At 42.3% G+C, this 13,340-nt stretch carries 18 protein-coding genes; 10 read left to right on the top strand and 8 right to left on the bottom strand.

The features are described 5' to 3' along the window. Nucleotides 1–13: 13 nt before the first annotated feature. The 3 genes from Q7U33_RS04365 to Q7U33_RS04375 are packed head-to-tail and all read left to right on the top strand — an operon-like array spanning nucleotide 14 to nucleotide 1,029. Nucleotides 14–340, top strand: a complete 327-nt coding sequence (locus Q7U33_RS04365) for a YqjD family protein (RefSeq protein ID WP_304858372.1) — start codon at nucleotides 14–16, stop codon at nucleotides 338–340. A 5-nt stretch (nucleotides 341–345) separates the two neighbouring features. Continuing rightward, complete coding sequence (locus Q7U33_RS04370; RefSeq protein WP_304858373.1) at nucleotides 346–729, top strand: phage holin family protein; 384 nt, start codon at nucleotides 346–348, stop codon at nucleotides 727–729. A 9-nt stretch (nucleotides 730–738) separates the two neighbouring features. Next, on the top strand, nucleotides 739–1,029 hold the full coding sequence (locus Q7U33_RS04375; RefSeq protein WP_304858374.1) for a YqjK-like family protein: 291 nt from the start codon (nucleotides 739–741) through the stop codon (nucleotides 1,027–1,029). 107 nt (nucleotides 1,030–1,136) lie between these two features. On the opposite strand, the gene fae is transcribed toward Q7U33_RS04375, so the two are convergent. After that, on the bottom strand, nucleotides 1,137–1,688 hold the full coding sequence (fae, locus tag Q7U33_RS04380; RefSeq protein WP_304858375.1) for a formaldehyde-activating enzyme: 552 nt from the start codon (nucleotides 1,686–1,688) through the stop codon (nucleotides 1,137–1,139). A 212-nt stretch (nucleotides 1,689–1,900) separates the two neighbouring features. On the opposite strand from fae, the gene Q7U33_RS04385 reads away from it, so the two are divergent. Next, the gene (locus Q7U33_RS04385; RefSeq protein ID WP_304858376.1) at nucleotides 1,901–3,085 is read left to right on the top strand and encodes an HPP family protein; all 1,185 of its coding nucleotides are present in this window, start codon (nucleotides 1,901–1,903) and stop codon (nucleotides 3,083–3,085) included. 1 nt (nucleotide 3,086) lies between these two features. Here the strand turns inward: Q7U33_RS04385 and Q7U33_RS04390 are convergent, their stop codons facing one another. Further along, nucleotides 3,087–4,274 (bottom strand): diguanylate cyclase, encoded by a 1,188-nt coding sequence (locus Q7U33_RS04390; RefSeq protein ID WP_304858377.1) that lies wholly within the window; start codon nucleotides 4,272–4,274, stop codon nucleotides 3,087–3,089. 284 nt (nucleotides 4,275–4,558) lie between these two features. Here Q7U33_RS04390 and pqqA point away from each other — a divergent pair, with 284 nt between their 5' ends. Beyond that, a complete protein-coding gene (gene pqqA / locus Q7U33_RS04395) occupies nucleotides 4,559–4,630 on the top strand; it encodes a pyrroloquinoline quinone precursor peptide PqqA (RefSeq protein WP_012777389.1) in 72 nt (23 codons plus the stop codon). A 125-nt stretch (nucleotides 4,631–4,755) separates the two neighbouring features. Here pqqA and Q7U33_RS04400 read toward each other — a convergent pair whose 3' ends face one another. Then, entirely contained in the window at nucleotides 4,756–5,235 is a 480-nt protein-coding gene (locus tag Q7U33_RS04400) for a GNAT family N-acetyltransferase (protein WP_304858378.1), read from the bottom strand. Nucleotides 5,236–5,274: 39 nt separating this feature from the next. Between Q7U33_RS04400 and Q7U33_RS04405 the strand changes: the two genes are divergently transcribed. Next, nucleotides 5,275–5,649 (top strand): DoxX family protein, encoded by a 375-nt coding sequence (locus tag Q7U33_RS04405; RefSeq protein ID WP_304858379.1) that lies wholly within the window; start codon nucleotides 5,275–5,277, stop codon nucleotides 5,647–5,649. 68 nt (nucleotides 5,650–5,717) lie between these two features. Here the strand turns inward: Q7U33_RS04405 and Q7U33_RS04410 are convergent, their stop codons facing one another. After that, on the bottom strand, nucleotides 5,718–6,656 hold the full coding sequence (locus tag Q7U33_RS04410) for a quinoprotein relay system zinc metallohydrolase 2 (RefSeq protein WP_304858380.1): 939 nt from the start codon (nucleotides 6,654–6,656) through the stop codon (nucleotides 5,718–5,720). Between the two features lie 129 nt (nucleotides 6,657–6,785). On the opposite strand from Q7U33_RS04410, the gene Q7U33_RS04415 reads away from it, so the two are divergent. Further along, nucleotides 6,786–7,385, top strand: a complete 600-nt coding sequence (locus Q7U33_RS04415) for a cytochrome b (protein WP_304858381.1) — start codon at nucleotides 6,786–6,788, stop codon at nucleotides 7,383–7,385. Nucleotides 7,386–7,446: 61 nt separating this feature from the next. Here the strand turns inward: Q7U33_RS04415 and Q7U33_RS04420 are convergent, their stop codons facing one another. Further along, entirely contained in the window at nucleotides 7,447–8,406 is a 960-nt protein-coding gene (locus Q7U33_RS04420) for a TerC family protein (protein WP_304858382.1), read from the bottom strand. 146 nt (nucleotides 8,407–8,552) lie between these two features. Continuing rightward, nucleotides 8,553–9,425, bottom strand: coding sequence for a protease HtpX (htpX, locus tag Q7U33_RS04425; RefSeq protein ID WP_304858383.1), 873 nt, complete (start codon nucleotides 9,423–9,425; stop codon nucleotides 8,553–8,555). 137 nt (nucleotides 9,426–9,562) lie between these two features. Between htpX and nhaR the strand changes: the two genes are divergently transcribed. After that, nucleotides 9,563–10,450, top strand: coding sequence for a transcriptional activator NhaR (gene nhaR, locus Q7U33_RS04430; protein ID WP_304858384.1), 888 nt, complete (start codon nucleotides 9,563–9,565; stop codon nucleotides 10,448–10,450). Between the two features lie 77 nt (nucleotides 10,451–10,527). Continuing rightward, nucleotides 10,528–11,256, top strand: a complete 729-nt coding sequence (locus Q7U33_RS04435; protein WP_304858385.1) for a hypothetical protein — start codon at nucleotides 10,528–10,530, stop codon at nucleotides 11,254–11,256. 246 nt (nucleotides 11,257–11,502) lie between these two features. Here the strand turns inward: Q7U33_RS04435 and Q7U33_RS04440 are convergent, their stop codons facing one another. Together Q7U33_RS04440 and Q7U33_RS04445 are read right to left on the bottom strand one after the other, a co-directional pair. Further along, the gene (locus Q7U33_RS04440; RefSeq protein ID WP_304858386.1) at nucleotides 11,503–11,934 is read right to left on the bottom strand and encodes a UPF0158 family protein; all 432 of its coding nucleotides are present in this window, start codon (nucleotides 11,932–11,934) and stop codon (nucleotides 11,503–11,505) included. Between the two features lie 31 nt (nucleotides 11,935–11,965). Next, nucleotides 11,966–12,373, bottom strand: a complete 408-nt coding sequence (locus Q7U33_RS04445; protein ID WP_304858387.1) for a helix-turn-helix domain-containing protein — start codon at nucleotides 12,371–12,373, stop codon at nucleotides 11,966–11,968. Nucleotides 12,374–12,463: 90 nt separating this feature from the next. Here Q7U33_RS04445 and Q7U33_RS04450 point away from each other — a divergent pair, with 90 nt between their 5' ends. Next, nucleotides 12,464–13,312 carry an SDR family oxidoreductase gene (locus Q7U33_RS04450; RefSeq protein ID WP_304858388.1) on the top strand — a complete coding sequence of 283 codons (849 nt, stop codon included), beginning with the start codon at nucleotides 12,464–12,466 and terminating at the stop codon, nucleotides 13,310–13,312. Nucleotides 13,313–13,340: the final 28 nt, after the last annotated feature.

Genomic DNA, 13,340 nt, shown 5'->3' on the forward strand with positions numbered 1-13,340 from the left:
AGGAGAAATAAACATGGCTAACAATAATTTACCTTCACAAGTAGATGTTTCCAAAGAACAATTGATTGCTGACTTTAAAGTAGTCATTGCCGATGCAGAAGCTTTATTAAAAGCGACGGCAAGCCAAGGTGGTGAGGCCATGGCTAGCTTACGCGCTAAAACTGAAGAATCTTTAGCTGTTGCAAAAGAAAAGCTGGCCGATGCCCAAGAAGCATTAGTGGCAAAAACAAAAGCGGCTGCGCGTGCAACAGATGACTATGTACACGACAAACCTTGGCACGCTGTTGGCATTGCGGCTGGTGTAGGGTTGGTGATTGGCTTACTTATCGGTCGTCGTTAATCACAATGAGTGACAGTAATTACAATGATGGTCTGTTAGGCTCACTTAAAAGGCTCACCAACACATTTATTGCGATTGTACACACGCGTCTTGAACTCCTCAGTACAGATTTAGAAGAAGGACGCGAGCGTTTAATCACTTTACTCGCAATGACTTTTGTTGCCCTATTCTGCCTGTGCTTTGGCATGGTGTTGCTAGCCATTTTAATTGTGGTCTTGTTTTGGGATACGCATCGCTTGCTTGTTTTAAGCCTGCTGACTGGTTTATTTATTTTCACTGGCGGCATCATTGGTACGCTAGCGATTCGCGCACTTAAAACAATGCCTAGAATGTTTGAAGCCAGCTTAGCTGAACTGGTTAAAGATCATCAAGAAACCAGTAAAGATTAGGAGCGATTTGTGAGCCCTAAACGCACAACCATCGCAGAGCGCCGCGAGAAACTAATTCTTAAAGCGGCTTCGCAACGCGCTTTATTAGCACAAGATATCGCTCCCTTGGGCACACCTTTAACCATTGCTTATCGTGGGTTTCAACTTGTTCGCTACGTCAAGCAACACCCTATTTTAATGCTAGGGGTCACCAGCGCTATCAGTGTTATTCGCCCCAGGCGCATGCTCCAATGGATAAAAACTGGTTTTTCTGCCCTTAATCTGGCACGTAGTGTGAGTAATCTCTTCATTAAGAAATAAAAAAAGCGGCTGATGGCCGCTTTTTTTATTAAATCACATTAAATCACCTAGGTTAGATGCTAAACCGATGACGCTTCAGCATCTAGCTTAAGCACCCATCCGCTATCTTACTTTTGATCCCAAGAATCTTCCCACATACAGTGTTTGATTTTGTGACGGTTAGCAATCAACTCATCAATGCTAGGCTCATCATTTAATGCACGTTTAATCGCCAATTTAGTCGCATCATAGTTGTTTTTGTACATATCGGCTTTGTCTAATGTACCTGCTTTTTCTAGCTCGATACAACCTGGATCAATCCATACCAAACTAATGATGCAAAGATCATTCGCTTGCTCTTTTGGAATGATGCCTTCGATAACACAATCTAAAATCGCATCAGCAGTTGCAGCTTGCACTACACCGCCAAACAAGGCTACATCAGTGCTGCCTTTTAATGTCACTTTTGGCACTGTCATACATACTGGGCGTACCATTTGGTTGATGTCACGCACGGCAAACATCGCTGTATGGCCTTTGCTTTGTGCCATCAAGTTTGCAAATGCTTGACCGACTGGTCCATCAACAGCGCCGATTAAGATTTCTGGCATTGCAGCTGTTACGTCTTTACCTTCGGTATAAACCGTTGCCTCGCCTGCTTTGAAAATGATTTTTGACATGAGAAATCCTTGAGAAATTAAAACAATGAAAAATTTGAATAAAATTTAGTAACGCTATTCTATAAAGTAGGATTTTATAGAATAGCCCTACTTTAAGCAATTTACATCCTAATAAAGCCATGCTGGGTATGCACCAGTGAATCGCTCCATATGAGTGCGCCAAATTGGTGCATAGTGTAATATGACTAAATACATCACTAGGTTTATTAAGCTTGGACAAACTCAAACAGTGGCTACATGGCTTTGCGCCTGAACGCATTACCGTTAATCATACAGAACGCTTGCGGGCGGGCATTGGCGCTTTTCTCGGCATATTATGCACAGGGCTGACCACTTATTACATCGCTGGTGATACTAGCGCACTTCCGTTCTTAATTGCGCCGATGGGTGCTTCTGCCGTCTTATTATTCGCTGTTCCGTCCAGCCCTTTAGCACAACCCTGGTCTATTATTGGCGGCAACACCATAGCAGCTTTTATTGGTGTCACTTGTGCGATGTGGATTGCTCACCCAGCCACCGCTGCTGCATTAGCCGTGAGCTTATCAATTGTGGCGATGTTTGCCTTAAGGTGTTTACACCCGCCTAGCGGTGCTATCGCACTCACGGCAGTGCTAGGTGGCGCCACTATCCATGCTCAGGGCTATTGGTTTGTACTGGCGCCAGTGGGCATTAACTCTTTACTGTTACTACTGGTCGCTATTCTTTTTAACAATGCAACACGCCGCCCTTATCCACATCTAAGCACAAAAGCTTCTCAGCAATCAGCCAACAATATCCCCGCTGAAATGCGCTTTGGCTTTAATACAGAAGATTTAAATGCCGTATTAAAAGAATATAATCAAGTGCTTGATGTCAGTCGAGATGACTTGCAAAGTTTGTTACAACAAACCGAAATGCATGCTTATCGCCGCCGCTTTGGTGAAATTATTTGTGCTGACATTATGTCTAAAGAGGTTGTCACCGTAGTGTTTGGTACGCTGTTAGAGGATGCCTGGCTACTCATGCGACAGCATCAAATCAAAGCACTGCCAGTCATTGACCGTGCTAGGCGTGTAATAGGCATTATCACACAAGCCAACTTTATGCAGCATGCCAATTTAGAGGTATACGAAGGTTTTGAAACCAAGCTCAAAAGCTTTATTCGCAGAACCCATACACTTTCTTCACATAAGCCTGAAGTTGTTGGGCAAATCATGACCTCTCCAGCAACCACCGCTTCATCAAACATGCATATTATTGAGCTGATTCCACTGATGACACAAGCTAATGTACATCACCATATCCCAGTGGTTGATGATGATCGTCGCTTAGTGGGCATGGTGACACAATCTGATTTAGTGTCCGCGCTTTATCACGGCCGCATTGCTAACTTGCGTACCTTAGGATTATCTTCCTAGATTACTTAGTTTCACTGACAGCCATACTTGAGTAAGTCACCACTTGGTTACGCCCACGCTGCTTAGCACGATATAAGGCTTGATCTGCTGCTTTTACAAGGTCTAAAAATTCAAATCCGATATCACTCGAGTCTGCAACACCGATGCTCACCGTCACATTTATACGTTCTTTACCCAACATTAACGTAAATTCTGCAAAGGCCAAACGCAAGCGCTCTGCCAACTCAAATGCTTCTTTTTCTGTCGTCGCGGTAAGCAACATGCAGAACTCCTCACCACCGTAGCGAGCAAAATAATCATCTGGTCGAATCGATTTTTGGGCAATTTCAGCCAAAGCGCACAAAACTTTATCGCCAGCAGGATGACCATAACGATCATTAATCGATTTAAAGAAATCGATATCAATCATCATAATCGCCAATGACTCACCTCTGCGCATACAGCGCGCTCTCAGCCGCAATGCATCTTCTTCTATCCTGCGTCGATTCAACGCACCAGTCAGCGCATCCCGCGATGCCATCTGGTATACATCAGCAATTAGCCGATGGTTTAGCATCAATAACAAACCAAATGATATGCAAAATTGTAATAAACAACCAATGACAAATGGCATGGAATTAATGGCAGTATTCACATGCAGTCCAATCACCTGATCCGGCGAGCGCATAATAATGACGCCTCGCGCGAGCATCAGCATCGCCATCATCGCAAATGATAATCCCGTAAACCAGTATGAGACTCTCAATGAAGCTTCTGTTTTTACCAAAAGCACACGAGCACAAAGCGCATATATCAAGAAAAATAAAAAAGAATTGATGACAGCACGTAGATGAAAATCTGGATGAACAACGTTAAACCAAATACTCTGACAAAATATGATGCCTATGAATAATGCAACTAACTGCCAGTGTGTTGGCTGCTCTTTAAATGCCCGAATCCCCATTAACTGCAGACTGACACCCGTTGCAATGAATGTCACCCCCAACACCACAGCCCAGTCATGTCCAGGGGTAGTACGGCCAAAAAAATAGGCTAGACTAAAGCCAAAGCCGATACATAAGTTTGCTACTGCCCACTGCCTAACACCGCGGATACGGCCCACTCGCAAACCTGCTAGTTGAAATAAGCAGAAAAACATAAAAGCCAACATAGCAAACATCACCATGATGGTACGTACATCTAAACCCATGCAAAGCTCCTAAAGACTCATAGCATTATCCCTTAATTACTGATATTTAAGAAATTTTTGGCATGACTAGTGATCAATATGATGTGACTTTCACCAATCAATCAAAATTTTGTAAGATTGTGATTAAGCCAGCCTAAAAAAATTTATCACCCTTTACTGATTACGTAAAATCATGAGCTCTCATTCATTAAAGTACATACGCTTAAATTGAAACCCTTGAGTATGATGTTAATCATACAAGTACGACATCAATCTTGATGTAAACAAAACTAAGGAGAAATATTATGTGGACAACACCAGCAGCTACAGAAATGCGTTTTGGCTTTGAAGTTACAATGTACGTAATGAACAAGTAATTCGCGTTAATTTTTAGTCATCTATGACTGAATAAAAAGCCTACTCATTGCTGAGTAGGCTTTTTCACTTTTAAATTCACATTCAATAGCGCCTTTTCACGAAGGCGCTAATTACTCACCAACAATCAGGCATCTATACGTTGCATATCCCGATGTAAAATACCTGCATCAACATATGCCTCACTACATACCTTAAACCCGAACCTCTCATAAAATGCGATTGCATGCACTTGTGCAGACAACGTAATAACACGTATCCCCAACTGCTGATAATAAGCAATCGCTGACTTTAGCAATGCTGTACCTACACCTAAGCCACGCCAAGGCTGCATGACTGCCATACGGCCAACACTGCCATCCCCCAATAGCCTTGCACAGCCTATCGCCTCGCCTGTTGCGCTCAGTGCCAGTAAATGTTGAGCCGTTTCATCTAAACCGTCCCACTCTAATGCTAGAGGCACGTTCTGTTCAGCAATAAACACCGCTTCACGCACAGTCATTAATTGTTGTGCATGCGTTTGCCATGTAACTTTCTGTATATTGAACTGTATATTGAAACTATCTTGCAATGTTAACCCCTTGCGAGCGTTGGCAGTAACAGGCATTATGCAACCTTGGTCTTTAATTAATGATTAAGGTTTTATATGCAAAAATACTTAGCAACTTTAGCTCGAATTTTATTAGCGCAACTCTTTTTAGTACAAGTTATAGTGCTTATTATTGGTTTTACAAGCAATCCTGATGGCTACCAGCAATATCAGGCAAGCTTGGGCAGCATGGGTTTACCTGGCATTTTTGCCCCACTGATTATTTTAGTAAACACAATTGGTGGCTTAGCTTTGTTGCTAGGTTACAAAACCAAAGCTTTTGCATTGGTGATGGCGGTTTATATTGTCGGCTTAACGCTATTGCTTAAATTACCTTTGTTGCAATACTTAGCAATTGCTGGTGGCCTTTTATTGCTACACGCAAACCCAAATACTGCTTGTAGCTTAGATAACCTTAAGAATAAAGCTTAAAACTAAACTTCTTTTAAATTGAGGTTTTAAAATTGCACAGTAAAAAAGCGGCTTAATTGCCGCTTTTTTTATTCCCACTCCAGCACAGGGTAAATTGTATTCACATTGCGACGATTAGCAATTTCAAACAACTTCCAGTGATTCCGCTCACTTTCAGCCGCTGTATCCATGGCTTTTTCCATACTCACATTGTTTTTAATGCTGGCACGTACATCATTTAATAATACCGTCAAATATCGCTCTGCATTACTTAGTGCAGCCAGCCATTCTTTAGTGACTGGGCCATGCCCTGGCACCACCTGTTTTGCTGGGCTGTCTTTTAATTTGATGATTTCCGCAATTAAGCCTTTAATATCACCCTCTATCACTGGCGTACGCTCGATAAACAATAAATCACCCGCAAACAAAGTGCCTGTTTTACGATCAATCAAGGTAATATCGGTATTGGTATGCGCAATTGGATGCGCTTTTAATAACAAGACTCTATCGCCTAAATCAAGCTCCATCGTGGTTTTAACAACCAATGTCGGCTTAACTAAATCACTGCCTATCGCATCATCATGCAGAAAACGCTCATTAAGCTTAGTATATTGCTCACTTCTTACGTCCATTGCATTGCCTAATTTCTCATGGCCTACAAACTCTGGCTTTGGTTCAGTTGGATTTTTGGGTAAGAATGCAGCATTACCGTAAATGTGGTCAGGGTGCACATGCGTATTAATCACATACAAAACAGGTAAAGGTGTGACTTTACGGATAGCCGCTTGTAATTGCTGACCAACTTTCAGGCTACCCCCTGTATCAATCACCGCAACGCCCTTACTACCAACAATAAAGCTAATATTACAGATATCGCCCTGATAGCCAGTATCAATGTCTAAATGCTCACCATGATGCACATAAATACCTTCTGCCACCGATTCCACTGCAAAATCATGATGCTGAACCTGTGCATGTGAACAGCTAATGATTGAAAATAGACTCATGGTTATCATTAAAATTCTCATGAATGATTCCTTGCGTTAAGGTTAGCGATTAAAATGACTATTTTTTATGCAATCATTTGGTTTTATACAATCATTAACTGTGACCATAGTCACAGTTAAATGTTAATTTAGTGCTACTAGGATATTACTATGAATCAAGCTTCTACACGTTATACAAAACCCGCTGTTATTCTTCACTGGCTTATTGCACTTGTTATTTTCGCGATGTTTGCACTAGGTTGGTACATGAGTGAAATTCCAAAGGATGCAGCCAAACAATCTGCTTTTGATCTGTTTGACTTGGGCATTTATACATGGGAGCTTGCTAAAGAGGCTAGCCCAAGAACCTTTTACTTTAACTTACATAAATCCATTGGCGTTACATTACTAGCCCTTATCGCTATTCGCGTATTGTGGCGCATCACGCACCGCCCACCTGCCATGCTCAGCTCATATAAACCTTGGGAGAAAAAACTAGCCACAGCTATGCATCACTCTTTGTATTTATTAATGGTAGCTATGCCAGTTACTGGCTTGATCATGGCCGTTAACAGCAAATACGGTGTGATGTGGTTTGGTATCGACTTTATTGAGGGCTTAGATAACAGCACGTTGCGCGATTTATTCAAAGAAGCGCATGAAATTATCGGCGCACTACTATTGATCGCGGTCATCGTTCATATTGTTGGTGCTTTAAAACACAAGTTTATTGATAAAGATGGCACCATGAAACGTATGTCATTTAAATAACAAATTATCTATACTGAGTAACTCCCATGAAAAAGCCCGCTACTAGCGGGCTTTTTTATCATTATTTTGCTTTTCTTGTCGCTAATAAACTTAATAGCATACTTGTTCCAAGCACAGAAACCACCACCCCTAATGACACCGCCACTGGGATTTTAAACCACTCCACGATTAACATTTTTGTACCGACAAATATCAACACTATCGCCAAGCCAAATTTAAGCAAATGAAAGCGCTCTGCCATATCAGCCAATAAGAAATAAAGTGCACGTAAGCCCAATATAGCAAAAATATTGGAAGTAAAGACGATAAACGGATCATTGGTAATCGCAAATATCGCAGGGATACTATCCATCGCAAAAATAACATCTGAAAACTCAATCAGCACCAACACTAAAAACATCGGCGTAAACCAACGCACACCATTCTCAGTAATCCAAAACTTATCCGCATGGAACTGATCAGTGATACGAATATGTTTGCGTAACCATTTAAGCAAAGGGTTAGTAGCCAAGTTAGGCTCATGGTCCGCAAATACAAACATCTTGATGCCTGTGATCAGTAAAAATGCGCCAAATATATATAACACCCAATGGAACTGCGCTATCAGCCACGCACCAACTAAAATCATTAACGCACGTAAGATAATGGCACCCAATACCCCATACACCAATATACGTTTTTGATACTCCAACGGCACTGCAAAATAACTAAAGATCATCACAAACACAAAGATGTTATCCATCGCTAGTGTTTTTTCTAGCAAGTAGCCCGTGAGATACTCCATCGCTCTCGCATCGGCAATCGCCCTGCCACTTGTATGGTCAAGCCATGCCCATAAAGCGGCGCCAAACAACATCGCCAAGGTAAACCACACCAATGACCAAATAAGCGCCTCGCGCGCGCCTACCTTATGTGCCCCTTTGCGCCCTAGCGCAAACATATCAATGGCAAGCATGGCGACAACAAATATGCCGAAACCTCCCCACATCCACCAAGTGCCTATCGATTGTAATTCGTTCATGCATGCCTCATCTGATTAATATTGACTCATTGACTGCTTCGTAGCGCCACGCTATCGGCCCACATAAATAAGGCCGAGAAATATGATTGATATCTCTCAGCCTCTTATTTTTTAAGTGCTAACTTATTAAAAGTAGCCGTTCTTGTTTATTGTGATTCACGCAATGCAGCAATACGCTCATCTAAGCCTGGGTGGGTTGCAAATAGTTTTGATAGCCCACCTTTACCTGATATACCAAAGGCCGCCATTTGTTCAGGCAATGCTGATGGCTCATGTTGTGCTTGCAAACGTTGCAATGCAGCAATCATCTTGTTTTTACTTGTTAACTTGGCCGCGCCAGCATCTGCCCTAAACTCACGCTGACGTGAAAACCACATCACAATGATAGAGGCCAAAATACCTAATACAAATTGCGCAATCATCATGGTGATAAAAAATGCAGGGCCTGTACCGCGCTCCGTTTTAAACACCACTTTATCCACCACATACCCAATCACGCGTGATAAAAACATCACAAAGGTATTCACAACACCTTGAATCAAGGTCAACGTAACCATATCCCCATTAGCGATGTGTGATATCTCATGCGCCAGCACTGCCTCAACCTCGTCTTTAGTCATGGCGTTTAATAAACCGCTAGATACTGCCACTAATGAGCTGTTCTTTGTCATACCAGTTGCAAAAGCATTGACTTCTGGCGTGTTAAAAATGGCCACTTCTGGCATTTTAATGCCTACAGCTTCAGCTTGTTGGCGCACAGTTTTAACCAACCATATTTCAGTTGCTGTGCGTGGCTCTTCAATCACCACTGCGCCAGACATCCGTTTTGCGGTCCATTTAGAAATCGCCAATGAGATAAACGCACCACCAAAACCCATAATGGCAGAAAACGCTAAGAGGTTGCCCAAATCTAAGCCATTGGCATTTAAGTATGGCTCTACACCTAAAATACGCATGGTGATAGAAAGCACAAACACTATGGCTAAGTTGGTTGCTAGAAAATATAAAACACGTTTCATATGGTCTCCTTCGGTTTAATCCGCTACCTGTTAAAATCAGGTTAATGACAATGTTGCTACTTTAGTATGTTTTTATATTCAATAAAAGCAGAATATTTCTGATTGATTGTTCGGTTTTTACGAGCTATTCTGCCTATATGATTAATTACAAACAATTCCATTACTTTTGGGCAGTGGCTAAAGCTGGCAGCATCGTACGCGCCAGCAAACAGTTACATTTAACCCCACAAACCATCAGTGGGCAAATTGCTATTCTTGAAGCCTCTCTTGGTGTTTCATTATTCAGAAAAGTGGGTCGCGGCATTGAGCTGACTGAAACAGGAGAGTTAGCGCTCACTTATGCTGACGACATTTTCCAAACTGGCAATGCGCTAGAAGAAACACTGCGCGCAGGCTCTAAAGAACGTTCTCGCCTGTTTAGAGTAGGTATTTCAGATGCAGTTCCTAAATCCATTGCCTATCGCTTGTTAGCACCAGCAATGTCACTAGTTGAACCCATCAAAATTATTTGTCGCGAAGGTAAGTTAGAATCTTTACTGGGTGAGTTAGCGATTCATCGCTTAGATTTAGTGCTGTCTGATAGACCCATGCCAAGCGAAATTGATATCAAAGGTCGGAGCCACGAGCTTTTGGAATGTGGCTTAAGTTTTTTTGCTACGCCATCTCTTGCACTATCAGATGAAGTTCCGTTTCCGCACTCATTAAGCAACTCACCCTTATTGGTACCCGGTGAAGATAGCGCTGTCCGTAAGCGTTTGATGCTATGGCTCAATAGATTACGTATTCAACCACAAATTGTAGGTGAGTTTGATGATAGCGCCCTCATGCGCGCCTTTGGGCAAGCTGGTGTTGGTATTTTTTGTGCGCCGTCTATTATTACCGACGAAGTCATGGCACAACATCATGTCATTAAAGTGGGTGAAACCAATGAAGTGCTTGAACGCTATTACGCAATCTCCGTTGAGCGTCGTGCAAACCATCCAGCAGTCCTCGCCATTAGTCACGCATCACTATCCAAGACTTAGCTCGCAGAACTTTATCAGGGGGCATCACTCATAATCAAATGTATATATTAGGTTAAGGGCTTGATATGAGAAATTTTATGCTTTTTCCACTCGTTTTCAGCATGCTAAACATGCTGTTTGCTAGCCATGCCTATGCCTGTTTAGATCATCAATCGGTGATGCAAATAAAAACTAATGAAGAAGCACACCTGCTATCACGCAACGTAGCGACTATGACAGACGCGCTATATGACCAATTGCTCACTATTCAAGTCAAACAAATGGATGGCACTTGTAAAGTAAGCATTACCTACACCTTACCCGAGCTAGATATTGCAGAGGCTAATCAACTATTGAATGCCAACCCTGCAAAACGCATTATGTTAGCTGGTCAAGGTTATGAACTACCGTCACAAACAATGCTCACTGCCGTTGCAAGTGTTGAGCCGACTACTTTATCAATTCTGCATGAAGATATATTACAAAGTGCCCCATTAGGTAAAAATCGCGCCTCTGTAGAGTTACTATATGCAAGCTTGGCACAAACGCGCGCAGTGATTAAACCTGATAACCTATCTACTGAGGCATGGCCAGTGGCCTTAGTGAACGTAGAGCTAAGCGCATGTAATAGTCAATATACCAGCCAATCAAACCCTGATGCATGCGCCTGTAGAGTCCATGCGCTTAGCCAAAAAATTAGCCCTCGCCAGTTAAAATACATCCAATATCTCGCTAACGACCCTTACTCATCAGCAACAGGTGCGCTTTCAACGTATCAAGGCATATCCGAACAAGTAAATTTTGAATGTAAATTAAACAAACGCTAAATGAATGCTATTAATTAAATGAATACTATTAGAAACCTTTGCACGAAGCTATTTTAACCATAAGAACTCACAATTCCGTCATCCTCGCGAAAGCGGGGATCCAGTTAAGTATTTGATTAAAATGGATTCCCACTTTCTCTGGAATGACGATATTTAGATATTATTATACAAAATTAGCTATTTTCTGCTTCGTGCAAAGGTCTCTATTAAGATAGTATCTGCACCGTATTGCATGATTTAAGATTTTTATAGTTCTTTATCAACCAGCTTGATGTCATTTTCCTCACACCAAGCAATCAACGCATCATCTGAAGCTTGTGCTTCAAATGCGTACCATTGTTCTAGTAAACCTTGGTACTGCAACATATCCTTAAAGCGCCTGTAGGCACCCCGCTTGCGGAACAAGCTCGCTACAAAGTTATATTCATCTGGCAACACTTGGTCGATAAAACTTAAAGCAAGCCTCTGACCAAGTTCTAACTCATTTTTATGGGGCACTTCTATATAATTGAAAGACGATTCAAGGTCATCTGGCACCTCTTCTTCTAGGTCTAATGTATTTGATGTCCAGTAAATGACACCTGTTTCCTTACATATATACGCATTATTCTCGTCACGCGAGCCTGCGCTTACAAACTCAAAAGCATTTCTTAACTCATTAAAATCTAAGTTCAGCAAGATTCAAACACCCCTTTGCTTAATTAACATTTCATTCATCACGATGAGCAATACCACTGGCTTGCTGCGCATCTAAAATTCTAGGTAAATTAATTTCTATCCAATCTACCAGCAACTCAACTTGTTTGGCCAGCTCCCCACCCAATGGCGTTAAAGAGTACTCCACATGCGGAGGCACCACAGGATAAGACACGCGCATCACAAAGCCATCAGCCTCTAATGTCTGCAATGTTTGCGCCAACATTTTTTCACTCACACCGCTTAACTTTCTACGCAAATCACTAAAGCGATGCGTCCCTAGTAACAGCGCCACCAACACTAGCCCACCCCAACGATTAGTAACGTGTTTAAGGATTTCACGTGATGGACATTGATCTGAAAACACCTCGCCGCGCATCAACTGCTCTGACAACTTATTTGCTTGATTAATAATATTCATACTTACCTTTTTGTGTGTACTTACCAATAGTTAGTATATAGATTATGATGCTTTCCACCAATTCATTTTTTCATACCAGAAAGGTTTTACATGATCGTTATTACAGGTGCAACAGGTCAATTAGGCCGTTTAGTAATTGCCTCACTATTAAAAAAAATCCCTGCTTCAAATATCGTAGCAGCTGTACGCAACCTAGATAAAGCAAAAGATCTAGCCGACTTGGGCGTGCAAGTACGTTATGCTGATTACAGCCAACCAGCGTCATGGGATGCCGCGTTAGCAGGTGCCAGCAAAGTATTACTCATTTCATCCAGTGAGGTCGGCCAACGCTTTGCGCAACATCGTACCGCGATTGATGCCGCAAAAAAAGCCAATGTTAAGTTATTAGCCTATACCAGTCTATTACATGCAGATACCTCACCACTAGGCTTAGCAGTAGAACATGTGGCTACCGAGCAATACCTGGCAAATGCAAATCTACCCTTTGCATTACTGCGCCATGGCTGGTACACAGAAAACTACACAGCATCATTAGGCGCAAGCATAGCCCACGGTGCTATATATGGGTGTGCCGACGACGGAAAAATCGCCTCTGCCAGCCGTGCAGACTACGCTGAAGCAGATGCCACCGTACTTACTACAGAAAATCAGGCAGGGAAAGTATATGAACTAGCTGGAGATAGCGCTTACACGCTCACAGAATTAGCGACAGAGGTATCCCAACAAACTGGTAAAACCATCAACTACATCAACCTACCAGAACAAGAGTATCAAGCGGTTTTAGTCAACGTGGGCTTACCAGAAGCATTTGCGCAACTGATTGCAGATTCAGACACAGGCGCATCCAAAGGCGCACTCTATGACAACAGCCAACAACTTAGCCAACTAATTGGCAGAGCAACTACGCCATTGAAAGAAAGTGTCGCGGCGGCAATCTAAGGCGATTCTGAGGCGAGTAATTAACCTT

It is taken from the genome of Methylotenera sp., from assembly GCF_030653755.1.
Classification (GTDB): Bacteria; Pseudomonadota; Gammaproteobacteria; order Burkholderiales; family Methylophilaceae; genus Methylotenera.